Here is a 20,584-nt window from a genome sequence, read left to right as displayed (position 1 = left end):
CCGCTCACCCTCCGCCTTCTTCCGCTCGTGCTTCGGCTTGTGTTCCGGCTTGTGTTCCGGCTTGTGCTTCGGCTCGCGATTCGGCTTGTGTTCCGACTGGTTCGGCTCGCGTTTCGGGTCCGCCGGGAGTGACCAGGCACACCGCGGCGTTCCCCTCCGCCGCCGCGGTGAGGACCAGCCGCGCAGGACCCGCCCCGCCCGCCAGGGCGGCGGCGACCCGCGCCACCGGCTCCAGGCAGCCGGCGCCCGCGGGCACGTACTCGGCCCGCTCCCCCAGCGCCGCCGCGAAGGCCTCGCCCACCGGGGAGCCGTCGAGTACGGCCGTGATGGGCAGCGGGCCGTCAGGGACAGGGCCGAGGGCTTCGAGCGCGCCGTCGATCAGCGCCCGGGCGCGCTCCGCGCCGTGCGCGGCGCCCGCCACGGCGGGCGGCAGGAAGAACGAGCGGACCGCCACCCGGCCGTACGCCCGCCCGCCGCGTTCCGCGACGGCGGCCGCCGGCTCCAGCACCAGGGCGACCGCCCCGGCCTCGGAGGTGTCCGCCCCCGGCTCGCCCTCGGCCAGCACCTGTTCGGTGGCCCCGGCCAGCAGCCAGCGGGCCCGGCCGGCGGCGAGGGCGCGCTGCCCGGTCTCGATGGCTTCGAGACCGGCGACCCGGGGGCTGACGAAGGTGACGTTGAAGCCCTTGAGTCCGTGCTCCATGGCCAGGCGGCTGCCGAAGAGGTTGATGGAGAAGTACGGGGCGGTGACCGGGCTCAGGTCGGCGGCGCCGGTGTCCATGACCGTACGGTCCATCGCGTCGTGCAGCGAGGCGGCGGCGCTGTTGGTGCCGACGGCGGCGGCGCGGCGCTCGGCGTCGACCGCCTCCAGGGGGTCGTCCGGCCCGATGTCGGCCAGGGCCCGTTTGGCGGCGGCGAGGAAGTACTGCGAGGCGGTGGGCAGATATTTGTAGCCGCGGCGGCCGAGCGCGGTCTTGAAGTCGAACCCCTCGGGGCGCACCGTCCCGACGCCCGACACGATCAGGTCAGCGGTCATGAGCCCGCCTCCTGGAGCACGAGCGAGACGTTGTTGCCGCCGAAGGCATAGGCGTTGACCAGGCCGTAGGGCGCGGTCATGGGGGTGGCGTCGGCGGGCAGCGGCACCTCGCACTCGGGGTCGAGCGGGCCGACGGGCACGTTCGGCGGGAGGGTCTTGTGGTGCAGCACGAGTACGGCGGCCAGGGCCGCGAAGGCGCCCGCCGCGCCGCCGGTGTGGCCGAGGAGCGCCTTGACGCTGTAGAGCGGGGTGAGCGGGGCGGCCTCGCCGAGCACGGTGGACAGCGCCCGGGCCTCCACGGCGTCGTTGAGCTCGGTGCCGGTGCCGTGCGGCACGACGAACCCGAGGCGGCCCGGCCCCGCCCCGGGAGCCGCGTCGAGGGCGGTAACGGGGTGCGTATCAAGAACCGGGTCGAGGGCCGGGTCAAGGCCTGGGCCGAGGGCCGGGTCCGCCTCGCGCAGGGCCTCGCGCATCGCGCGCTCGATCTGCGCGCCGCCGGGCTCGGGCGCGGTCGCGTGGTGGGCGTCGCAGCTCCAGCCGGTGCCCGCCAGGCGCGCGTAGACCGTCTTCGCACCCCGCGCGCGTGCGTGCGCCGCCGACTCCAGGACCAGCACGGCGGCGCCCTCGCCGAAGATCGTCCCGCGCCGGTCGGCGGCGAACGGGCGGCACCGCTCCGGGTCGATCGCGCCCAGCCGGTTGAAGCAGGCCAGCGCGGTGCGGGAGTACGCCTCGGTGCCGCCGGCGACGACCACGTCCGCCTCGCCGGAGCGGATCAGGTCGGCGGCGACGGACAGCGCGTAGCCGCTGGCGGCGCAGGCGTTGCTGAGGCTGGTGTTGGCACCCTGCGCGCCGAGCCACCCGCCGACCGCCGAGGCGACCGGGAAGACGGGCGCCCAGCGGTCGTGCTCGGCGGGCTCCCCGGCGCGCCGCCGCTCGTGCAGGTCGGAGTCGCCCATGCCGCTGCTGATCGCGACGGCCACGCGGCGCGGGTCCACCCCCGCCAGTCCGGTGAGCCCCGCGCTCTCGACCGCCTCGCGCGCCGCCTCGATGGCGAACTGGGATCCGCGCCCCAGCGGCAGCCCGTCCAACTCCTCGGGCCCGACCGGCAGATCGGCCTCGGGCACCAGATACATATGTGGGTGGTCCATGTGCGCCAGCGGGTCGGGCACCCGCGTCGGCGCGCTGCGCGCGGTGTGCATGCCCCGCCACAGGGCGTCGATGCCCGAGCCCAGACAGCTCAGCGCGCCCAGGCCGGTGACCACTACGTCCTCCGCGTCCCCGGCCATCAGCTGCCGCCGGGCTCTGCGGGCGCTCCGGGCTTTCCGCCGAGCGCGTTCAGCACCCGCTGGTCGAAGGGGACCAGGTGCCAGTCGCGGCGGTTCTCGATCACCGCGTAGCCGTGCACGATCCGGCCGGTCGCGGTGAGCGTGAGCCTGCCGTCGCGGACGACGTAGCAGTCCATGCGGGAGGTGTAGGTGAAGTCCTTGAAGATCTCCTCCACGGTGTAGACCGTGTAGAGGTCCTCCTCCATCAGCGCCTCGTCGACGACGCGGATCGCGGAGTGCGGCACGACGGGTATCCACTTGCGGTCGTCCAGCAGGGACTTGATGGAGATGCCGCGGTCGAGCACGAAGCGGTCCTTGGCCTCCTCCATGAGCCGCAGATAGCCGGACATCTGGAGGCGCTCGGTGAAGTGGCAGTAAGGGTAGGTGATGTTCCACTTCCAGGCGTAGGCGTTGCGGCCCTCGGTCAGGGCCGCCAGCACCGCCGCCTCGTCCCCGCCCGCCGCCAGCACCGCGTCCGCCGCCGCACAGTCCCCGGCAGCCTCCGCCGCCCCCTCGTGCGTACCGAGCCGGCCGACGGTGAAGGGGGTGAGCTCCGCGGGGGCCTCGATGGGCAGGTCCAGATAGGTGTCCGTACGCAGTGAGACGCGCACCTTGGAGGTGACGGCCTTGAGGGTCGAGCCGTCGCGGTCGACGCGGATGGTCACCCTGAAGCCGAGGGTGCCGTCGTCGGCCGAGGTGTCCGGCACCACCTCCGCCGCTGCCTCGTCGTCCATATGGAACGCGTGCAGGATGCGGCTGTCCAGGCCGACGATGTCCAGGCCGAGCCCGTACTCCTCGTACAGCAGCCGGGCCGGCACCCCGCAGTGCGCGAAGTGGATCAGCACGGCCTCTTCCACGAGGTAGTTGACGTGCTTGAAGCCGATCCAGGTGCAGATGTTGGAGCCCTCGTACCGGGGGCGCAGCCGCACGGTGGTGGTATCGGCGAGCAGGGCCTTGGTCAGTGTCGGCTCGACCGCAGCTGTCATCAGGTGTACTCCATCAGGGGGACCATCAACAGAAAGGGCTTCGCCGCCCGGCCGGGGGAGCCGGGCGTCGATAGTGCGTAGAAAGCCGTTGACCGCTTCCGAGAACTCGTCCGGGCGCTCGATCATCGGGAAGTGGCCGACGTCGGTGAGGACGCGCACGTCGGCGTGGGGCAGCGCCCGCCCGAGCGCCTCCGCCTCGGCGGCCGGGGCGGCCTTGTCCCGCTCCCCGCTGACGATCAGGAACGGGGTCCGCAGGCGCTCGACCGGCAGCCGAGGGGTCTCCAGATACGTCTCGAAGAAGCGCATCCAGCCGTACGGGCCGACCTGTTCGCGGACCTTCAGCGCCATCTGGTGCCGTACGTCGGGGGTCAGCCGGTCTCCGGTGCTGACCCGCAGGCCGTCTTCCAGGATCTGGTCGAAGTTGTTGACGTAGAACGACAGCGTCGCCCAGTCGAAGTCGTGCTTGCGCGCCCGGTAGAACGGGGAGACGAGAACGACCCCGGCGACCTGCGCGGGCGCGGGCTCCTCGTCGCTCGTCCGGGCCAGCCACGAGAGCAGCGCGGCGGCCCCGAAGGAGTGACCGGCGATCACATCGGGGCCGCCGGGCACCCGGGCCACGGCCTCCGCCACCCAGTGGGCGACCGGGCGGTCCGGCCAGCCGGGCCGCGAGAAGCCGCTCCAGGGCAGGTCGGCCGCCCACACCTCCCATGCCGGGTCGGCGAGTTCGCCGAAGGCGTCCCATACGGCGGCGCCGCCGGCCAGCCCGTGCAGCAGCAGCAATCTTCGTGGCGGCGTCGCCTCCGGGCGCTCGGGCCCTCGCTCCCCTCTCCTTGCCTCTCCCGACAGCGGCGCGCCCTTTGGCTCAGCCGCTGCGGGGGCGACGCCCTCGGCGGGGGCCGGGCGGATCCGGCGTACCATTTGACCCCTTTCGCCTCCGGGGCGCCTCAGCCCCTGTCGACGGTCGACCACGCGGCGGTAGCCGCATATTGAACGCAGCCTCGGCCCTTCGTTCCTCAGGGCCTCCGCGCGCTCTCCCTTTCGACAGCGGCGCGCCCCTTCGGCCACGAACCCCTCCAGGGCGTATGCGGTGTTCACGCGGCGGCTCCGCCCTGCTGCCGGGGGGTGGCGGCGAGCCGCCCGGGCGGGCTGAGCAGCAGTGCGGCCACGGCGTCCGTGGTGTCGTCGCCGCTGGTGACCAGCGCGTCCCCGGCCTCCGCCGCGCCCCCGGCCGCGCCCAGCCAGCCGACGGCGGCGGCGCACTGGAGCACACCCAGCGCGCCGGAGGCGCGGCCGAAGGCGGCAGTGAGGTCGTGCCGCGGGATGCGGTCGGGGACGGGGGCGGGGGCGGAGGCAGCAGTGGCGCCCGGCGCGGCGCTCGCGTCGCGGGGCGTGCCGTAGCTCTGGGGGGTGAACCAGACCCCGGGCGCGGCGTCCTCGGGCAGCAGCGCCCGTACACACGCGGCGAGTTCGGCCCGGCGCTCGTAGCGGCCCAGGACGGCCGCGGGCTCGGCGCCCCGGTCGCGCGCCCAGGCGGCGCCCTCGACGACGAGGGCGGCGGCCCCGTCGAGCAGCGGGTCTTCGGCGGAGCCGCCGACCGAGCCGCTCAACAGCCCCTCCACCACCGCGTTGCGCGTCTCGACGCCGATCACCAGCGCGCGGCGCACCCGCCCGGCGGCCACCAGCGTCGCGGCCCAGTGGACGGCGTCCAGGCCGGAGGTGGCGCCGTTGCACAGCATGAGGTTGGGGCCGCGCAGACCGAAGCGGATGGCCGCCCAGGAGGCGATCACATTGCTGGAGGCGTTCGGCAGGCCCATGGGGCTGAGGCCGGCGACCGAGTCCTCGGCGATCGCGGCGGCGGTGAGGCATGCCGTGTCCAGGTTGCCCAGGTTGGAGCTGGCGACGACGCCCACCGTCCCGCCCGGCACGGTCAGCTCCTCGCTGTCGCCGGGGATCAGGGCGGCGTTGCGCAGCGCGTCGAGCGCGGCGCACAGGGCCAGTTGGGTCGCGCGGTCCTTGTAACGGTGGCCGCGGCGGCCGATGCGGGCGCCCGTGTCGAACGGTTCGTACGGCCGGTCCGCGGCAAACTCGTCGGCGGCGCGCAGCAGTTCCCGGGGCGTGTCGGCGCCCGGCAGGGCCAGCCCGACGCCGGTGACAACGATTTCCTGGGACTGAGGGGTCCGGGGGATCTGAGAGGTCTGAGGGGTCTGGAGGGTCATGATCCGGCCCTCCCGCCCGCACCGGCGGCCGCGCCCGCCCGTTCCACGATGGCCACCGCGTTGACGCCCCCGAACCCGAAGGCGTCGATCTGCGCGACGTTCAGCTCGGCGCCCTCCACCCGCTCCCGTACGAAGCGGAAGTCCGCCGCCTCCGCGACCGGGTCGGTCAGGCCCAGGGTCGGCGGCACCTGGCCCGTGGACAGCGCCTTGAGCGCGACGATCAGGCTCAGCAGCCCCGAGCTGCCCGAGGTGTGGCCGGTCATGGACTTGATGGCGGTCATCAGGGGCACCCCGACGTCGTGGCCGAAGACCTCGGCGATGGCCGTCGCCTCGGCCTCGTCGTTGAGCAGGGTGCCGGTGCCGTGCAGCAGGACCAGGTCGATGTCGCTCGGCTTGACGCCGGCCCGCCACTGCGCCTCGTGCACCGCCTCGGTGATCCCCTTGGGGTCGGGGGCGGTGACATGACGCGCGTCGCAGTTCATGCTGACGGCGCGCAGCCGCCCCAGCGGCGCACCGGCCGACTCGCCCCCAGCGCCCGCGGCCCCCTCCCGCCGCGGCTCCTCCCGCAGTGCCCCCTCCCGCAGTGGCTCCTCCCGCCGCAGCACCACCGCCGCCGCGCCGTCGCCCATCAGCACCCCGCGGCGCGCCCGGTCGAAAGGCTGGACGCGCTCGGGCGGCTCGGCGTGGACCCGGTCCAGGAGCCCGAACATGGACTCGGTGAGGGTGTCGACCCCGGCCACGACCACGGTGTCCTCGGCGCCGGTGGCCAGCAGGTCGGCGGCCAGGGCGAGCGCGTACAGGGAGGCCGAACAGGCGCCCGAGAAGGTGTAGCTGCGCTCCGCGCCGAAGCGGCCGCGCAGCGCGGGGCCGAAGTGCAGCCGGTCGGGTTCGAAGGGCGTGCCGTCACGCCACGCCAGCTCGGCCGAGCGCAGCTCCCGCAGGCCGGTGCCGACCAGGACCGGCACCCGGCTCAGATCGTCGCCGAGGCCGGCCTGGGCGGCGGCCTCGGCGACGGCGCGCACCAGCCACGTGGTGGCGCGGCCGGGTATGTCGCCGCCCTCGGCGGGGCGGTCGTCGATCTCGTACGCGTGGCGCGCCCGGTATCTGTCCCGGTCGAAGCCGCGCAGTTCGCCACGTCCGCTGGTGCCCGCGCACAGCGCCCGGAAGACCTCGTCGACGCCTTCGCCCACGCTCGCCACGGCGCCCGCGCCGGTCACCAGCTGACTCATGACCAGTCCGTGTCGCGCTTGCCGAAGATCACGACGGCGTTGTTGCCGCCGAAGGCCAGGCCGTTGTTCTGCACGATCTTCACATCGGCGTCGATGGCCCGGTTCGGCACGACGTCGAGACCGCACTCGGGGTCGGTCTCGACGTGGTTGATGGTCGGCGGGATGAAGCCCTCGGTGAGGGCGAGGGAGCAGGCGATGGCGGCCAGCGCGCTGGCGGCCCCCATGGTGTGGCCGATCATCGACTTGACGGACACGGTGCGGGGCGGGTCCGCCTCCCCGAAGACCTGGCGGATGGCGCGCGCCTCGGTCACGTCGTTGGCCTTGGTGCCGGTGCCGTGCGCGGAGATGAAGTCGACTTCCTCCGGCTTGACTTCGGCATTCTCCAGGGCGATCCGCATGCAGCGGGCCACGCTGTCCTGGTGGGGCGCGACGGGGTGGTGCGCATCGCAGTTGAGGCCGTATCCGAGGACTTCCGCGTAGATACGGGCGCCACGGGCGAGCGCCGATTCCAGGCTCTCCAGCAGCAATATGCCCGCGCCCTCGCCGGTGAGGATTCCCTTGCGGTCCTTGTCGAATGGCTGACAGCGCTCGGGGGCGATGGTGCCCAGCCGGTAGAAACCGGTGAAGGTCTTGCGGCACAGGGCGTCGGCGCCACCGCACAGCGCGATGTCCACATCTCCGCCGCGTATGGCGTCGAAGCCGTAGCCGATCGCGTAGTTCCCCGCCGCGCAGGCGGTGGGGAGGGTGACCGCCTCCACCCGGGTGAGGCCGAACTCCTGCGCTATCGCGGCGGAGAGCCGCCCGGCCGGCACCCGGCGGGCGACGACGGCGTCCATCTGCTCGGGCCCCTGGTCGACCTCCACCTCGACCAGGTGATCCAGGTCCCTGGACTCCCCGTCGGTGGTGCCGACGGAGATCAGCGTCGGGACGTCCCGCAGGTCGTGCTCGGTCAGTCCGGCGTCGGCCACCGCCATCCGCGCGGCCGATACGGAGAACTGGCTGGCCCGGCCGAGGGTCCGGACATCGAGGTGCCGGATCCACTCGCCGGGGTCGAAGTCGGTGATCTCGCACGCCGTGGCGTGGTCGAACCCCTCGGTGTCAAAAGCGGTGATCGGCTTCGCGGCGCTCTTTCCGGACCGCAGTCCGGCGAGGAACTCGGCGGTGCCGACACCGATGCCGGACACCGTTCCGAGACCCGTTATCACGACCCTGCGGGCCGGCTCACCCTGCATATCGCCCTGCCTTCGCTTGAGTCCGCCACGGTGTCCGCTACCAGCCGGCCGCTTCGGAGACGACCTCGTAGACACCTTCGAGGTTGATCATGCGGCTGAGCTGCGCCTGCGGGATGACGACGTTGAACTCCTTTTCCAGGGCCGCCAGAATCTCGATGGCCCGCAGCGAATCCGCGTCGTGTTCTTCCTTGAAGAGGCTGGTCTCGGTGACCTCGTCCGGATCTATCTCAAGGATATCCGTGACGATTTCCTTGATTGTTTCCTGGCGCTCTTCGACGATGGCGGCCATTACCGCGCACCTCCATTTTTGGGCATGGGCAAAGCGAGGAACGTGCCCATGACGCTAAGCGCCGGTTCCAGATCGCGACAACCCCGGAGTCCACTAGCTGTCATACGCCTCGCCTCAGGTGACCGATTGGTAACCTCGGCTGTCATATACCTGCCGCCCATAGCCCGTTCACAGGTCTTGTACGCAGTTAATCTGCAGCAAGTTGCCAACAAAAGGGGTACGGACAGCACCGTATCGCCCGCAAAGCCGCGCGGATGGCCCGCCCGACACGCCGTCAGGCAGGCTCAGGCAGCTTCAGGCCAGGCCGGACGGCCGGGCCGGGCACGACCGCGGCGCATCTCGGCGCATCTCTAGGGGGACCACCAGAAGCCCTGGAACCCACGAGATCGCGCCAAATCGCCGCCCGGCAGACCGCCAGTCGGGTCAGCCGGGTCAATCGGGTCAATCGGGTCGGGCAGGTCAAGGAGCTCAGTCGGGATATGGCTCCATGAGCCCCGCGCGCACGGCCCGCACTCCGGCCTGGAATCGCGATTCGACCCTCAGATCCCGCATGATGTCGGCCACATAGCGCCGGTAGGTACGCACCGAAAGCCCCAGCTTCCGGGCCGCCGCGTCGTCCTTGTACCCCTCGGCCATCAGGATCAGGACCTCGCGCAGCACCCTGCCCCGCGCCCCGCCCTCGAAGGACAGCGGCCGCGTCGGGCGCTGCGCCGCGTCCCACATGCCGCTCAGCAGCCCGTACAGCATGTCGGCCACGGTCGAGTTCTGGATCATCGAGGCCCGGGACCCGCCCGGCTCCCCCGGCGCCGCGTCGGGGGCGATGACCGCGGCGCCGTCCACCACGACCAGCTCCTGGCGCACGGCGCCGGACACCCGGACCTCCACACGCGGCCCCAGCTCACCCACGGTCCGCTGCCAGCGCGCGCCCCGGATGACCGCCTGCGGACACAACAGCCTGACCCTGACGCTCTTGTCCAGAAGCTGGGCGAGCGTCTGGGCGGTCAGCTTGGCGTGCTCGTCGGACGCGACCTCCGGCAGCGACCAGATCACGTCCTGTTCGGCCCGCAGCACCAGCCGGGCCACCCATCCGGCCACCGCCTCGCCCTCCACGGGCAGGTCGGACGCCACACAGGCGAGCGTGGCGCGCCGGTGGTGGCGTACGGCGGACTCGAGCAGGTGTAACGCCTGCCCGAGAGTCTCTTCGAGGTGGTCGACCCCCGTCTCCGACTCCGCCCGAATCGCCCCCCTCACGCCCACTTCCCCCTCAATTCCAGCAATGGGCGTACCGTCATCTGGTTGAATTCGAAATTGGCTCAAAGGACACCCCCCGGTTCCTTTTTCGGCACAGTAACGAGGGTGCGCACCTCACCGCAAGGCATACCCGGCGGGGTATAGAGGGCCTATCATCGGCAGGAATATGCCGATTCTCAGGCTTCACTCAGGCCGAGATAAGCCTGGTCCATGTGCCCAAGAGGCTGCGGCCCACGGCCCCCATTGATAACTTCGCTTCGAGCCAGCACGAGTCCCTTGCCGTCCGACGGCGGACCCCTCAACCCCCGGGTCCCGAAAGGCGCCGCACACATGGCTGCACAGAACACCGCGACGACCGCCGCCGCGTCGGCCGACCCGCCCCGGTCGCCGACCGGCCGCCAATGGCTCGCTCTGTCGGTGCTCGTCCTGTCCCAACTGGCGGTGTGGCTGGACAACACCGTGCTCAACGTCGCGCTGAAGACCCTGGCCGACCCGGACGAGGGACTCGGCGCCAGCCCCAACGAGCTTCAGTGGAGCATCAGTTCGTACACCCTGGTGTTCGCGGTGCTGCTGTTCACCGGCGGGGTCCTCGCCGACCGGTACGGCCACCGCCGGCTGCTGCTCACCGGCATGCTCGTCTTCGGCGCCGCCTCCACCTGGGCCGCCTACGCCGGCTCGGCCGACGAACTCATCGTCGCCCGCGGCGCGATGGGCATGGGCAGCGCCCTGATCATGCCCGCGACCCTCGCGCTCATCGCCCAGGTCTTCGACGAGCGCCACCGCGCCATGGCCATCGCCATCTGGTCCGGCTCCAGCGGCATCGCCATCGCCACCGGCCCGATGCTCAGCGGCGTGATCCTGGATCACTTCTGGTGGGGCGCGATCTTCCTGGTCAATGTGCCGATCGTGGTGCTGTGCGGGATCGGCTCGTTCCTCTACCTCCCCGGCGCGGTCGCGAAGGTCCGCAAGAAGTTCGACCCGCTCGGCGTGCTGTTCTCCACCGCCGGCCTGTTCGCCATCGTCTGGGGCGTCATCGAAGGCGGCCACCGCAACGACTGGACCGGCCCGGCCGTCCTCGGCTCGCTGGCCGGCGGCACGGTCCTGGTCGCCGTCTTCGTCCTGGTCGAACTACGCGTGTCGAGCCCCGGATTCGACGTCCGGCTGTTCCGCAACGTGCGGTTCACCGGCGCGAGCGTCGCGGTCATGCTCACCTTCTTCGGGGTGAACGGCTCGATGTACTACACCAGCTTCTACCTACAGGGCGTGCACGGCCAGACGCCGCTGGAGTGCGGCCTGTCCATCGCCCCGGTGGCCCTCGGCGTGCTGCTGGGCGCCCCGCTGTCGGCCCGGCTGGTCCGGCTCCACGGCGTCCGGGCCGTGGTGACCTGCGCCATGCTGATCGCCACGGTGGGCTTCTTCGGCTATGTCTTCCTCGACGAACACAGCGGCCTGGGGCTGTTCTGGGTCTTCCTCGTCCTCCAGGGCCTGGGCATGGGCGCCGCGGTCGCCCCCACCACCGAGGCCATCATGTCCGTCCTCCCCGCCGACCGGACCGGCGCGGGCTCCGCCGTCAACAACTCGATGCGGCAGATCGGCGGCGTCCTGGGAGTCGCGGTCCTCGGCTCCGTCCTGGCCGGGGTGTACCGGGACGAGATCACCCCGAAGCTGGGCGACCTGTCCCCGGAGCAGGCCGACGCCGCCGCGGAGTCCCCGGAGGCCACCCGGCTGCTCGCCCAGCGGCTGTCCCTGCCCCGGCTGTCCGACTTCGCGGACCAGGGCTTCGTCCACGCCATGCATGTCGCGGCCGTCGTCGGCACCGCCGCGGCCGTGGCCGGCGCCGCGATCATCTGGTGGACCTTCCGCCGGACCGCCTTTCCCCAGCACGCCGCCGACAAGGGCTGACGGCACGACCAGTCTCGACAGATCGACATCACCCGGTCACGGGATGTGCACGTCCTCGGTGGTCATTGCCAGCAGTACCAGGGCATCATGCTCAGCCGTTCCGGGCGGGGCCTGGTAGATCAGCATGCGCTGACCATCGCCAGTGGGGGTGAGCACCTCGTTGGCGAGGGTGATCGGGCCGATTGCCGGGTGCCGGAACGCGGTCTCGCCCGCGCGCTTGACCCATACCTCGTGCCGGCGCCACAGAGCGGCGAACTCGCCGTTGGCCGAGGACAGTTCGTCGACCAGCGCGGCGGTGCGCTCTGGCGCGCTCAGCTCGGCGGTGTGCAGGTGCGCGACGCTGTTGCGGGCCACCCGGTCCCAGTCGGCGAACAGGGTCCGCGCGGCCACGTGCAAAAAGGTGTACCGGATCGTGTTGCGCTGTGCCGGTGGCCAGTCGCTGAGCCCGGGCATCAATGCAAGGCCCTCAGGATTGGCGGCCAGCACGTCGTTGACCTCGTCGAGTACGTACGCCGGGCTGGGCCGGACCGACTCCAGCAGCAGCCGCAGGCCAGGGCTGGTCGGCCGCGGGTCGGCGGGTCGGCGGCGCGGTGTCCGCCCGGCGACCTGGTCGGCAAGGCCAAGCAGGTGGGCGTGCTCGTCAGCGGTGAGGTGCAGGGCCCGGGCCAATGCGCTCAGTACCGCGTCGCTGGGCGCGGTCTCCCGACCCTGCTCGATCCGGATGTAGTAGTCCACACTCACGCCGGCCAGCGCGGCCAGCTCCTCGCGGCGCAGCCCGGGTGTGCGCCGGGCGCCCGGTCCGGTGGGCAGCCCGACATCGGCCGGGCCGATCTGCCCGCGCCGGATCCGAAGGAACTTTGCCATCGCGTTCACAGCCTCGAGTCTCCCACTGGTCGACCCGCTCCTGGGTGGCCGTGGCACACCTAGGTATCACGCGGCCTGCCCCGGAACCGATCCGGCGGTGCAGCCTCGAATCATGACTGACGCGATCATTATCGGTGGCGGCTCTGGTATGGGCCTTGCCCTGGCCCGGACCCTGCTTGCCGAGGGCATGGATGTGACGATCGTCGGCCGATCCGCCGACCGGCTCGCGACGGCCCGGGCGCAACTGGAGCGTTCCGAGCACGGGAAGATCAGCACCATCGCGGCCGACATAGAGCGGGAGGAGGACGTGGCCGCACTGTTCGCCCAGGTGGAGCGAGTGGATCACGTGGCGGTCACCGCGGCGGATGCGACCGGCGTGTACGGCCGGACCGCCGACGTCGCCACCGCGACCGCTCGGTCCGTCGTGGATGCGAAGCTGCTCGGTGCCTGGTTGGTCGGCAAGTACGCGGGCGGGCGAGTCACCGGCTCGATCACGTACACCTCGGGCATCAACGCGTACCGGCCGAACGGGTCGAACACGATCATGGCCGCAGCCAACGGCGCGCTCGCGTCGCTGGCCTCCGGGCTGGCAATCGAACTGGCGCCCGTGCGAGTAAACGTGATCTCCCCCGGCTGGGTGGACACCCCCATCTGGAACCAACTCGGCATGGACAAACAGGCGGCCTTCGCCGAGTTGGCCGAGCGACTCCCAGCCCGCCGTGTCGGCACCCCCGACGACATCGCCCAGGCATTCTCGTCGGTGATGCACAACGGCTTCATCACCGGAACCGTGCTGCACGTCGACGGAGGACACCGCATCACCTGATCCGGTACCCGAACCACGGTCAAGCGCTCCGGCCTGGCCGGCCGGGCGGGTACGGCTACTGCGCCGGCCACTCGCGGTTCTGAGGTGGAGTCCGACGTCGTCGACGAACATCTCTACACCCTGCTGATGTGCGACAAGGGCTTCGCGGGCGGGAGTTCGAGTCGTTGCTCGGCGAGTTCGGGATCACCATGTGAAGCGCACGGTTACGTTCGCCCAGCCGTCCGGGCTCAGGTATTGCCATGTGCCGAGTTCGTCGGCACAGAGCATGGCCTCGGAGTACAGGGCCCCGACGAGAAGCTTCCAGGGCTCGTCACTCTCGGCGGTTTCCTTGCGCGACCGGTCCCGTAGCGATTCGTCGGCGGCCTGGAGTATGGCTGTGCGCAGGTCGACGTACCGTGGCGTGTGGGCGGTCCCTTTGGCCACCCCGGTTTTGCTGATGAACGTCCATTCGGCGTACCAGGGTCCATGTGGCATCGGTGATCGTCCGCTCTGGCGAAGTGTTCGGTGGGTTCTGCCTGCGCGGGGCCCTGAGTTTGCGGTGAGTATGAGACACAGACACGCCGTGGCGTCGGCGTGTCGCCGTCCGATATTCACCGCAAACTCAGCCACCGGACCCGCGCCCGTGCCCGGGTGCGTCGTGGGGAACGGAGAGGGTGGTCACCCGGCAGCGGGCGGCATCTGTGCGGGGGCGAGGCCTCGTTGGCGCTGGGCGTGCAGCCGGGCGATGGCGCGTAGCTGCCGCCGCTCGTACGCGGTGGCGGGGCGTACGGATGCCTGGGGCGCGCGCCAGGCGAGGCCGGTCGGGCGGGTGAGGCAGACGAACGGCCCTACGAAGTCGCTGATCGTCCCGGGCATGTCGTAATGCCGGTCGTAGACCACCATGCCGACCGCGAGGCTTGGTGGGGTGCCGGTTCTTCTCGTCACTTCGGCCCCCGCCCCAGATGCTGGGCAATCTGTTCGCTCAGGGCGGCGGACTGCTGCCACAGTTCTTCAAGGGTGGGGCGATCGTCGCCGCCCTGCGGTCCGTCGTCCTGCCCCTGCTGCGGCGCGGGCGTTGCCGGAGTGGTCATCTACGCCACCACCCTGACGCCATGGATGACGCGCGGGCCGATGTCGATGCCGTGCACCGCCAGCCACAACGTCCGCCGACGCTGCCGCCGCAGCCGCCGCGCAGCGCGCGCCTCGCGTTGCTCGTGCGTGACGAGGTACGGCCGGATCATGGTGGAGCTGTAGCCGTCCGGCGGCCCGGAGAGGGTGGGTTGTGCGGGTACGTGGGGCAGGCGTGCCGGACGCGGCATCGTCGGCGTGTGCTGGTGCGACGCCGCGCGGTGACGGCCCGACGGCGGCAACAGCAGCCGTAGCAGCCCTTCGAAGATCCACGCGATAGCGTGGGCCATGCTCATCAACCTCCTGTGGGTTGAGGGCCACGCCCCCGGGCCGCGGTGCATGCGGTTGCGGGGGTCTTGCGTGTGGCCAGTGGTGTGGCGACTGACTGCCCCGGATGCGCACCGGGCGTAGTCCATCGGTCACCAAGAGAACACGACATCCCATAGACTTAGGGGACTTCAGCGCCGGGTCCAAAGTCCGCTGCGCGCGGGACCCCCGGCCGTGATTCCGTAACGGGAGGTCAGAGTGGTGGACGAGACCACCCCGTCCGAAGACTTCAGCCAGCCGCCCAACGCTCTTCAGCGCTTCGGAGCGGATGTGAAGCGCGTACGCCTCGGACGCAGGCTCACGCAGAAGCAGTTAGGTAAAGCGACGGGCTACTCGGAGGCCTACGTCAGCACTGTGGAGTCCGGGAAGCAGATGCCCAGTGAAAAGTTCGCGAGAGGCTGCGACCTGGCGTTCGGAACGAACGGGCTGTTCGCTGGGCTGCTGAGGCGGATTGACGAGGGGGACCACCCCTTGTGGTTCGTCCCGTACCTGAACTTGGAGCAGAAGGCCTCGCGGATACTGGACTACTCCGCGAACCTCGTGATGGGCATCCTCCAGACCGAGGACTACGCGCGGGCCATCTTCCGTGCATCCCACCCCCGGGAGAAAGCAGAGGTGATTGAGGGCAGGGTTGCCGCACGCCTGCGGCGTCGCAAGGTAGTCGAACGGGAAACTCCGCCGCTCCTGTGGGTCATCCTTCATGAGGCGTGCTTGCGAACGGTCGTAGGTGGCGCCGAAGTCATGGCGGGGCAGCTTGAGTACTTGTTGACGGCAGTCGCGTCACAGCAGGTAGACCTCCAGGTCATGCCGTTCTCGGCAGGAGCCCCTGCCACGAACGCCATGATGCCGTTCACGCTGCTGATGTTCGCTGACTCACCCACCGTGCTTTACTCGGACGGGCCGCAAGGGGGCAGGCTGTACGACTCGGCCAGGACGGTTGAGGCTGCCTTGGATAACTACGATCGGCTGAGGGCACATGCGATGTCCCCGGGCGAATCGCCAGCCCTTATCAGGACCCTGCTGAAGGAGCACGGATCATGAGCGCTGACCTCGATTTCACCGTCGCCGAGTGGGTCAAGTCCTCCTACAGCGGGGGCGACGGGGGGCAGTGCGTGGAGTTCTCACCCACCTTCGCCACGTCCGATGTGATACCGGTTCGGGACTCCAAGGCCCCGAACGGTCCGGCACTCGTCTTCTCGGCACACCACTGGTCCTCGTTCGTCTCCGCCGTCAAGCGCGGGGAGTTCCCCGTCTGAGTCGTCCAGCGCGCCCCCGGCGTATCCGTCACACCGGCATCAGGGGGCACCTCCCAGCGGTAGCTGGGGGATCATCGGGCAGGGGATCGTCGGGCGGGTCCGATTCGCGCTGCACGCCACCAGCTGCACCGAGGCGAACCCGGTACCCCGCAGATACCACCCGCCAACGACATCTCCGCCCCAGCTGAGCCGGTCTTCTGCGACCGCGAACCGCTGGGCCCGCCGCGTGGGGTCCTTGTCGTGGTCGGTCACGAAGGAGGGAGTCAACTCGGTGACCTGGTCTCTGTACCAGGCAGAGGCTTTCTCCGGCTCCTGGAAGGTGGCTTTGATCATCCTGGCTGGGCGGAGCAGCCAGTGCGGTACCTCCAGCGGCGGTACCTCGCTCGCCATGAAGACGGGGCTGGCCGCCGAGATCTGTTTCCACTCCTGGGGCGAGATGTCCTGTACGACGAGGTGCGGCGGCCGGCGCGCGGACTCGTCGTCGTACGTACGTCGCTCTCCGGACCAGCGGTAGCAGTGCCAGTGAGCCGGCATGGGTGGGAGCGGTGCTGTCATGCGGGGTACCTCCTGCGGGGCGGGAGCGGCCCCGCCCTGCGGCGGGGGCTGTCCGAGGACGGGGCCGCCGTCTACCTACGGCGCCTGGCGCCGCCTAGCGCGCGTACTGGCGCCCGTCATCCGAGTCACCGGGCGTCTGCCCGCCTGGGGACGGGGCGTCCGTGTCCGGGATGGTGTCGCCGTCCTCCGGGTCCTGGCGGACAACGACATGCTGTAATCGCACGGGGCCTCCTGTGAGTTCACCCGCGCAGGGGGTGTCCCCGCGCGGTTGCGCGGTGCTCGTCCCGGCCGCGGGCCTGCAAGCGGGAGGCCGGGGCGAGCCTTGCTGGACGGGACCTCGGCACGGGGTCCAGGCCGCGCCGAAGTCCCTTCACCCCTCCCTTGTCGGCGGCCGCGCCGCGGCTATGCCGACTGGCAGGGGTCTAGGGGTGGGCCGCTGGCGCTGTCGTCCGGTACGGGAACCCGGAACACCAGCAACCCACCCGGTCCAGGGGCCCGGGGCGCCTGTGATGCGGAGGTAGACCGCGAACACCAGCAGTGCGGGGATCGACCGAGCAGCAGGCCCATCCGGGCAGCACGGAAGGCGAGCAGCGCGGCCCGCGCGGCGGGAGGTTGGTGACGGTGCCTCATTCGCCGCCTCCCGGCCGGGCCTGCCGCGCAGCCTCCTCGTAGGCGCGCAGCAGCCGCCCGCCCTCCGAGCAGGCAGCGCCGGGCGTCCGGCAGGCCAGGCAGCCCGCAGCGTGCTCCAAGGTCGCACGCCACCCCAGGTGGAGCTGGGAGCTCGCCTCGTACGGAGTGGTGGTGTTCTCGTCGTCGTAGGCGATGGCCTTCTGCGTGTGGCCGTAGCTGTTGTCCTCGTCGCGCCACTGCCATCCGATGCGGGGTGACACGGTCAGCTCCCCCTGAGGTTTTCGTAGTGGTCACACAGGGCGTTGACGGAGCGAGCGAGCCGCGCGGCGTGCGCGATCCGGGCGGGCGGCGTGGCGCCGGGTACCAGGCGCGTTTCCAGTTCCTCGACGGAGGAGAACTTGGGGTCCTCGGCAAGCAGGCGATGCGCACCGGCACGCATCGCCTGGATGTCGAGGGGCGTTGGTCCCGCTCTTCGCTGGTCGGCGGACGGGCGGCAGAACTGACCATGCTGGCGCTCCTTGTGGCCTTGGCCGCGCCCCGGGGAGGCTCCGCCGCCTCGCCAGGGTTTTCGCGTACTTACCGACGCTAGGAGCGGGGGCAGCACCAGAGCCAGCAATGTGCAGAACTGTGCAAGGCACCCCCTATGAGGAGGAACATTGGCGGATTTGCGCCCTTGATCCCCCGGCCGTATGACGTGACGATGTTGCAGAAAGCTGCACACCTCACGAGGGAGGCAGACGTGGCATTACTGTTCATCGGGATCGACCCGGACACCGGCGACGACGAGAGCCCTACGGTCTGGGTCGACCAGGAGAAACACGAACTCGTCCTCCAGGGCTGGAAGCCGGACCCCGAGCTCGAAGCCGAATGCGCGGCGTTCGAGGTCCCCGGCCACGCGCAGGGGATCCCGGAGCACGAGGCCGTGATCCGCGTCCCGGCCAGGATGGTGCCGATGATCCGGGAGGCGTGCGATGCCGTCGAACGTGCCGACGTTCGCTGAACTGATCGCAGGCTGCACACACTCGGCGGTGCACCTGGAGATGCGCGACGTCTACTCGGTCGACAACGAGCGGGAACGGTTCGAGGCGTGGCGCCAGGGTTTCCGTCACGATCCGGCGGAGAGGGCGTCCTGGTGGCGGCCGTGGCTCGCCCTGATCCAGGAGACCGTCGCCCGCGGCGTCGTCGTGCGGCGCGCCCGGATCGTGTCCGAGCCCGTCAGCGAGTACATCCGCTTCGAGCACTCCGGTACCTTCACCAATGTCGCCGCAGGCGAACAGGTGCGCTGGCTCGCACGCCGACGCGCCTCCGACATCGCCCTGCCCGGCAACGACTTCTGGCTCTTCGACGGACGCCTGGTCCGGTGGAACCACTTCACCGGCGACGGCGGGTCGGCAGGCCCAGAACTCTCCGACGATCCCGCCGCCGCCAAGCTCTGCGCCACCGCGTTCGAGGAGGTATGGGCCAGAGCCGTCCCCCACGACGAGTACGAGATCCGCTAGCAGGAAGCACCGGTAAGCCAGCACATGCCCGCCTCTCCGTCTTCGTCCGCCCAGGCCGCACGCGAAGCAGTCGCCGCGCGGCTGCGCGGCCTCCGCAAAGAGGCAGGGCTGACGATCGTGGAGCTGGCGAACCGGTGCGGCTGGCACCACTCCAAGACGTCCCGCATCGAGAACGCGATCACCGGCCCCACGACCAACGACATCCGCCAGTGGTGCGCTGCCACCGGGGCACAGCCCCAGGCGCGGGACATCATCGTGCAATCGGTGAACGCCGAGTCGATGTACAGGGAGTGGCGCCACCAGATACGCAGGGGCCTGACGGAGCTACAGCAGAACTCCGGCAAGCTCTTCCGCACCACCAGCTTTTTCCGCGTGTACTCGTCCACACTCGTACCCGGCCTGCTGCAGACCGAGGGCTACGCGGCCGGCGTCCTCGGCGTGGCAGCCCGCTTCAATGAGCTCCCTGTTGACGACAGTGCCCAGGCCGCGCGCGCCCGGGTCGACCGCTCACGCGTCATCCACGACTCCGGCCGCCGCTTCGTCCTGCTCATTGAGGAGCCTGTCCTGCACTGCCAGATCGCGGACGCCGACGCCATGGCGGCGCAACTCGGCTACCTCCTCACCGTCGGCGCGATCCCCACAGTGGCCCTCGGCATCATCCCGGCCGCCACCCGCCTGCGCTCGCAGTGGCCGCGCGAGACCTTCCATGTGTACGACGACCAACTCGTGTCCGTCGAGCTGATCTCCGCCCGGGTACGGATCAACCAACCCTCCGAGGTCGCCCTGTACGTGAAGGCGTTCGACGAGTTGCGCAGCATGGCCGTATACGGGGCCGAGGCGCGGGCGTTGATCCTGAAGGCCATCGAGGCCCTGCACTGACTCCGGGCGCGCGCCGTCATGTCGGCACACTGTCGCACCGCCCGAGCGCGGGCTGAACGACTGTGATCAATTCCTTGCCTCCGTTGGCGACCCAGGCATAGCCTCCGGGCACAACGACCGTAATTCGGAAGGCAGTTCCCATGCGTACAGCTGTCATCACCGCGGCAGGACAGGTGGAGATCAGAGAGATACCTGTGCCGGACGTGGGCGACTCGGAGGTGCTCGTACGCATCGCCGCCTGCGGGGTGTGCACCATGGAGGCCAACCTGTACGCGGGACGCATGACCGTCTACCCCGCCGCCGCCGGCCATGAGATCGCCGGGTGGGTCGAGCGGGTGGGCGCCAAGGCCGCAGGGCTGGACGACATGCCCGCGGTCGGCGACCTCGTCACCATCGACGGGCTGCCCCGCTGCGGCACCTGCCGCAGCTGCCGGGCGGGGCAGTCCGCCATCTGCGTCGCCCTCCAGGGGCACAAGCGCGAGGACGGCGCGATCACCATGGGCGCGGGGCTCGCCGACTACATCAAGGTGGACGCGTCGCGGGTGTGGTCCGTGGGCGACACCGACCCGGCCGTCGCCGCCATGGGCGAACCGCTCGCCTGCGTGGTCCACTCGCTGCGCCGTGGTGGCTTCCGGGCGGGCGACCGGGTCACCGTGATCGGCGCCGGGTACATGGGCCATCTGCACCTCGCCGTGACCAAGCAGCTCCAGGCGCGCAGCGTTGCCGTGGTGGAGCGGGACGAGCAGCGCCTGGCCGCCATCGCCGCGGCCGGCGCGGACGCCGCCGTCACCCCCGAGGACCTGGATCAACTTCCCCGCGCCGACGTGGTGTTCGTGACCATCGCGTCCAAGGAGGCCATCGCCACGGCGCTGACCGCGGTCGCCGACGGCGGGCGCGTCGTGCTCTTCGGCGGCTCCCCCGACGGACCGCCGGCCGAGCTGCCCGGCTACGAGGTGCACCGCCGCCAGCTGACGGTAACGGGTTCCTTCAGCCACGAGCGGGAGGACTGGCGGGCGGCGGCGGAGCTGCTGCGCGGGGGCGCGCTGACCGGCCGGCTGGAGACGCTGGTCACCGCGCAGTACGCGCTGGACGAGGTCGAGAAGGCGCTGAAGCAGGCCGCGGAGACACCGGTCTACCGGGTCGTCGTGACGCCGTAGCCCCGCGGGCGGCATTCCCAC

At 70.9% G+C, this 20,584-nt stretch carries 25 protein-coding genes and 1 pseudogene; 8 read left to right on the top strand and 18 right to left on the bottom strand.

Annotation, left to right across the window (positions count from 1 at the left end):
• Nucleotides 1–4: 4 nt before the first annotated feature.
• The 9 genes and pseudogenes from ACWY4P_RS33675 to ACWY4P_RS33635 form a co-directional block, all read right to left on the bottom strand.
• On the bottom strand, nt 5–1,033 hold the full coding sequence (locus ACWY4P_RS33675; protein ID WP_456204313.1) for a beta-ketoacyl synthase N-terminal-like domain-containing protein: 1,029 nt from the start codon (nt 1,031–1,033) through the stop codon (nt 5–7).
• Nucleotides 1,030–2,319 carry a beta-ketoacyl-[acyl-carrier-protein] synthase family protein gene (locus tag ACWY4P_RS33670; protein ID WP_456204312.1) on the bottom strand — a complete coding sequence of 430 codons (1,290 nt, stop codon included), beginning with the start codon at nt 2,317–2,319 and terminating at the stop codon, nt 1,030–1,032. Before ACWY4P_RS33670 ends, ACWY4P_RS33675 begins: the two co-directional genes overlap by 4 nt.
• Nucleotides 2,319–3,344, bottom strand: coding sequence for a thioesterase family protein (locus tag ACWY4P_RS33665; protein WP_456213150.1), 1,026 nt, complete (start codon nt 3,342–3,344; stop codon nt 2,319–2,321). The genes ACWY4P_RS33670 and ACWY4P_RS33665 overlap by 1 nt, the downstream gene beginning before the upstream one ends.
• A gap of 171 nt (nt 3,345–3,515) precedes the next feature.
• A pseudogene (locus ACWY4P_RS33660) lies at nt 3,516–4,262 on the bottom strand (alpha/beta fold hydrolase); the annotation flags it as partial.
• Between the two features lie 173 nt (nt 4,263–4,435).
• Nucleotides 4,436–5,560, bottom strand: coding sequence for a beta-ketoacyl synthase N-terminal-like domain-containing protein (locus tag ACWY4P_RS33655; protein WP_456204311.1), 1,125 nt, complete (start codon nt 5,558–5,560; stop codon nt 4,436–4,438).
• Nucleotides 5,557–6,789 (bottom strand): beta-ketoacyl synthase N-terminal-like domain-containing protein, encoded by a 1,233-nt coding sequence (locus ACWY4P_RS33650; protein ID WP_456204310.1) that lies wholly within the window; start codon nt 6,787–6,789, stop codon nt 5,557–5,559. Before ACWY4P_RS33650 ends, ACWY4P_RS33655 begins: the two co-directional genes overlap by 4 nt.
• Nucleotides 6,786–8,021 (bottom strand): beta-ketoacyl-[acyl-carrier-protein] synthase family protein, encoded by a 1,236-nt coding sequence (locus ACWY4P_RS33645; RefSeq protein WP_456204309.1) that lies wholly within the window; start codon nt 8,019–8,021, stop codon nt 6,786–6,788. Before ACWY4P_RS33645 ends, ACWY4P_RS33650 begins: the two co-directional genes overlap by 4 nt.
• Before the next feature lie 37 nt (nt 8,022–8,058).
• On the bottom strand, nt 8,059–8,310 hold the full coding sequence (locus tag ACWY4P_RS33640; RefSeq protein WP_358641234.1) for an acyl carrier protein: 252 nt from the start codon (nt 8,308–8,310) through the stop codon (nt 8,059–8,061).
• A 468-nt stretch (nt 8,311–8,778) separates the two neighbouring features.
• Nucleotides 8,779–9,561 carry a helix-turn-helix transcriptional regulator gene (locus ACWY4P_RS33635; RefSeq protein WP_456204308.1) on the bottom strand — a complete coding sequence of 261 codons (783 nt, stop codon included), beginning with the start codon at nt 9,559–9,561 and terminating at the stop codon, nt 8,779–8,781.
• A 330-nt stretch (nt 9,562–9,891) separates the two neighbouring features.
• Here ACWY4P_RS33635 and ACWY4P_RS33630 point away from each other — a divergent pair, with 330 nt between their 5' ends.
• A complete protein-coding gene (locus ACWY4P_RS33630; protein ID WP_456204307.1) occupies nt 9,892–11,463 on the top strand; it encodes an MFS transporter in 1,572 nt (523 codons plus the stop codon).
• A gap of 36 nt (nt 11,464–11,499) precedes the next feature.
• On the opposite strand, the gene ACWY4P_RS33625 is transcribed toward ACWY4P_RS33630, so the two are convergent.
• On the bottom strand, nt 11,500–12,327 hold the full coding sequence (locus ACWY4P_RS33625) for a helix-turn-helix domain-containing protein (protein WP_456213149.1): 828 nt from the start codon (nt 12,325–12,327) through the stop codon (nt 11,500–11,502).
• Nucleotides 12,328–12,439: 112 nt separating this feature from the next.
• Here ACWY4P_RS33625 and ACWY4P_RS33620 point away from each other — a divergent pair, with 112 nt between their 5' ends.
• Complete coding sequence (locus tag ACWY4P_RS33620; protein WP_456204306.1) at nt 12,440–13,153, top strand: SDR family oxidoreductase; 714 nt, start codon at nt 12,440–12,442, stop codon at nt 13,151–13,153.
• A gap of 183 nt (nt 13,154–13,336) precedes the next feature.
• Here ACWY4P_RS33620 and ACWY4P_RS33615 read toward each other — a convergent pair whose 3' ends face one another.
• The 4 genes from ACWY4P_RS33615 to ACWY4P_RS33600 form a co-directional block, all read right to left on the bottom strand.
• The gene (locus ACWY4P_RS33615) at nt 13,337–13,627 is read right to left on the bottom strand and encodes a hypothetical protein (protein WP_456204305.1); all 291 of its coding nucleotides are present in this window, start codon (nt 13,625–13,627) and stop codon (nt 13,337–13,339) included.
• A gap of 183 nt (nt 13,628–13,810) precedes the next feature.
• Nucleotides 13,811–14,077: a hypothetical protein gene (locus ACWY4P_RS33610; protein ID WP_456204304.1), complete on the bottom strand. Its 267-nt coding sequence runs from the start codon at nt 14,075–14,077 to the stop codon at nt 13,811–13,813.
• A complete protein-coding gene (locus tag ACWY4P_RS33605) occupies nt 14,074–14,223 on the bottom strand; it encodes a hypothetical protein (RefSeq protein ID WP_456204303.1) in 150 nt (49 codons plus the stop codon). Before ACWY4P_RS33605 ends, ACWY4P_RS33610 begins: the two co-directional genes overlap by 4 nt.
• Nucleotides 14,224–14,550 carry a hypothetical protein gene (locus tag ACWY4P_RS33600; RefSeq protein WP_456204302.1) on the bottom strand — a complete coding sequence of 109 codons (327 nt, stop codon included), beginning with the start codon at nt 14,548–14,550 and terminating at the stop codon, nt 14,224–14,226. It abuts the gene before it with no gap.
• 238 nt (nt 14,551–14,788) lie between these two features.
• On the opposite strand from ACWY4P_RS33600, the gene ACWY4P_RS33595 reads away from it, so the two are divergent.
• Complete coding sequence (locus ACWY4P_RS33595; protein WP_456204300.1) at nt 14,789–15,628, top strand: helix-turn-helix domain-containing protein; 840 nt, start codon at nt 14,789–14,791, stop codon at nt 15,626–15,628.
• Nucleotides 15,625–15,843, top strand: a complete 219-nt coding sequence (locus tag ACWY4P_RS33590; protein WP_456204299.1) for a DUF397 domain-containing protein — start codon at nt 15,625–15,627, stop codon at nt 15,841–15,843. Before ACWY4P_RS33595 ends, ACWY4P_RS33590 begins: the two co-directional genes overlap by 4 nt.
• 39 nt (nt 15,844–15,882) lie before the next feature.
• Here ACWY4P_RS33590 and ACWY4P_RS33585 read toward each other — a convergent pair whose 3' ends face one another.
• The 4 genes from ACWY4P_RS33585 to ACWY4P_RS33570 form a co-directional block, all read right to left on the bottom strand.
• Complete coding sequence (locus ACWY4P_RS33585; RefSeq protein WP_456204298.1) at nt 15,883–16,398, bottom strand: hypothetical protein; 516 nt, start codon at nt 16,396–16,398, stop codon at nt 15,883–15,885.
• 94 nt (nt 16,399–16,492) lie between these two features.
• The gene (locus ACWY4P_RS33580; protein ID WP_456204296.1) at nt 16,493–16,621 is read right to left on the bottom strand and encodes a hypothetical protein; all 129 of its coding nucleotides are present in this window, start codon (nt 16,619–16,621) and stop codon (nt 16,493–16,495) included.
• Nucleotides 16,622–17,024: 403 nt separating this feature from the next.
• Nucleotides 17,025–17,288: a hypothetical protein gene (locus ACWY4P_RS33575; RefSeq protein ID WP_456204295.1), complete on the bottom strand. Its 264-nt coding sequence runs from the start codon at nt 17,286–17,288 to the stop codon at nt 17,025–17,027.
• A gap of 2 nt (nt 17,289–17,290) precedes the next feature.
• Nucleotides 17,291–17,467: a DUF6415 family natural product biosynthesis protein gene (locus ACWY4P_RS33570; RefSeq protein ID WP_456204294.1), complete on the bottom strand. Its 177-nt coding sequence runs from the start codon at nt 17,465–17,467 to the stop codon at nt 17,291–17,293.
• Nucleotides 17,468–17,767: 300 nt separating this feature from the next.
• On the opposite strand from ACWY4P_RS33570, the gene ACWY4P_RS33565 reads away from it, so the two are divergent.
• From ACWY4P_RS33565 to ACWY4P_RS33550, 4 genes are all read left to right on the top strand, one after another.
• Nucleotides 17,768–18,028, top strand: coding sequence for a hypothetical protein (locus tag ACWY4P_RS33565; protein WP_456204293.1), 261 nt, complete (start codon nt 17,768–17,770; stop codon nt 18,026–18,028).
• On the top strand, nt 18,000–18,527 hold the full coding sequence (locus ACWY4P_RS33560; protein WP_456204291.1) for a DUF6879 family protein: 528 nt from the start codon (nt 18,000–18,002) through the stop codon (nt 18,525–18,527). The genes ACWY4P_RS33565 and ACWY4P_RS33560 overlap by 29 nt, the downstream gene beginning before the upstream one ends.
• Nucleotides 18,528–18,551: 24 nt before the next feature.
• Nucleotides 18,552–19,406 carry a helix-turn-helix domain-containing protein gene (locus ACWY4P_RS33555; protein ID WP_456204290.1) on the top strand — a complete coding sequence of 285 codons (855 nt, stop codon included), beginning with the start codon at nt 18,552–18,554 and terminating at the stop codon, nt 19,404–19,406.
• Nucleotides 19,407–19,546: 140 nt separating this feature from the next.
• Nucleotides 19,547–20,563, top strand: coding sequence for a zinc-dependent alcohol dehydrogenase (locus ACWY4P_RS33550; RefSeq protein ID WP_456204289.1), 1,017 nt, complete (start codon nt 19,547–19,549; stop codon nt 20,561–20,563).
• Nucleotides 20,564–20,584 lie beyond the last annotated feature (21 nt).

It is taken from the genome of Streptomyces sp. LZ34, from assembly GCF_053890475.1.
The sequence above is the reverse complement of the archived record's forward strand: the minus strand, read 5'-3'. Positions and strand labels throughout refer to the sequence as shown.

What these genes read in the sequence shown, in the direction of transcription:
- ACWY4P_RS33675 (WP_456204313.1), bottom strand. Translation starts at nt 1,033, where the DNA reads ATGACCGCTGACCTGATCGTGTCGGGCGTCGGGACGGTGCGCCCCGAG.
- ACWY4P_RS33670 (WP_456204312.1), bottom strand. Translation starts at nt 2,319, where the DNA reads ATGGCCGGGGACGCGGAGGACGTAGTGGTCACCGGCCTGGGCGCGCTG.
- ACWY4P_RS33665 (WP_456213150.1), bottom strand. Translation starts at nt 3,344, where the DNA reads ATGACAGCTGCGGTCGAGCCGACACTGACCAAGGCCCTGCTCGCCGAT.
- ACWY4P_RS33655 (WP_456204311.1), bottom strand. Translation starts at nt 5,560, where the DNA reads ATGACCCTCCAGACCCCTCAGACCTCTCAGATCCCCCGGACCCCTCAG.
- ACWY4P_RS33650 (WP_456204310.1), bottom strand. Translation starts at nt 6,789, where the DNA reads ATGAGTCAGCTGGTGACCGGCGCGGGCGCCGTGGCGAGCGTGGGCGAA.
- ACWY4P_RS33645 (WP_456204309.1), bottom strand. Translation starts at nt 8,021, where the DNA reads ATGCAGGGTGAGCCGGCCCGCAGGGTCGTGATAACGGGTCTCGGAACG.
- ACWY4P_RS33640 (WP_358641234.1), bottom strand. Translation starts at nt 8,310, where the DNA reads ATGGCCGCCATCGTCGAAGAGCGCCAGGAAACAATCAAGGAAATCGTC.
- ACWY4P_RS33630 (WP_456204307.1), top strand. Translation starts at nt 9,892, where the DNA reads ATGGCTGCACAGAACACCGCGACGACCGCCGCCGCGTCGGCCGACCCG.
- ACWY4P_RS33625 (WP_456213149.1), bottom strand. Translation starts at nt 12,327, where the DNA reads ATGGCAAAGTTCCTTCGGATCCGGCGCGGGCAGATCGGCCCGGCCGAT.
- ACWY4P_RS33620 (WP_456204306.1), top strand. Translation starts at nt 12,440, where the DNA reads ATGACTGACGCGATCATTATCGGTGGCGGCTCTGGTATGGGCCTTGCC.
- ACWY4P_RS33615 (WP_456204305.1), bottom strand. Translation starts at nt 13,627, where the DNA reads ATGCCACATGGACCCTGGTACGCCGAATGGACGTTCATCAGCAAAACC.
- ACWY4P_RS33605 (WP_456204303.1), bottom strand. Translation starts at nt 14,223, where the DNA reads ATGACCACTCCGGCAACGCCCGCGCCGCAGCAGGGGCAGGACGACGGA.
- ACWY4P_RS33600 (WP_456204302.1), bottom strand. Translation starts at nt 14,550, where the DNA reads ATGGCCCACGCTATCGCGTGGATCTTCGAAGGGCTGCTACGGCTGCTG.
- ACWY4P_RS33590 (WP_456204299.1), top strand. Translation starts at nt 15,625, where the DNA reads ATGAGCGCTGACCTCGATTTCACCGTCGCCGAGTGGGTCAAGTCCTCC.
- ACWY4P_RS33585 (WP_456204298.1), bottom strand. Translation starts at nt 16,398, where the DNA reads ATGACAGCACCGCTCCCACCCATGCCGGCTCACTGGCACTGCTACCGC.
- ACWY4P_RS33570 (WP_456204294.1), bottom strand. Translation starts at nt 17,467, where the DNA reads ATGCGTGCCGGTGCGCATCGCCTGCTTGCCGAGGACCCCAAGTTCTCC.
- ACWY4P_RS33560 (WP_456204291.1), top strand. Translation starts at nt 18,000, where the DNA reads ATGCCGTCGAACGTGCCGACGTTCGCTGAACTGATCGCAGGCTGCACA.
- ACWY4P_RS33555 (WP_456204290.1), top strand. Translation starts at nt 18,552, where the DNA reads ATGCCCGCCTCTCCGTCTTCGTCCGCCCAGGCCGCACGCGAAGCAGTC.
- ACWY4P_RS33550 (WP_456204289.1), top strand. Translation starts at nt 19,547, where the DNA reads ATGCGTACAGCTGTCATCACCGCGGCAGGACAGGTGGAGATCAGAGAG.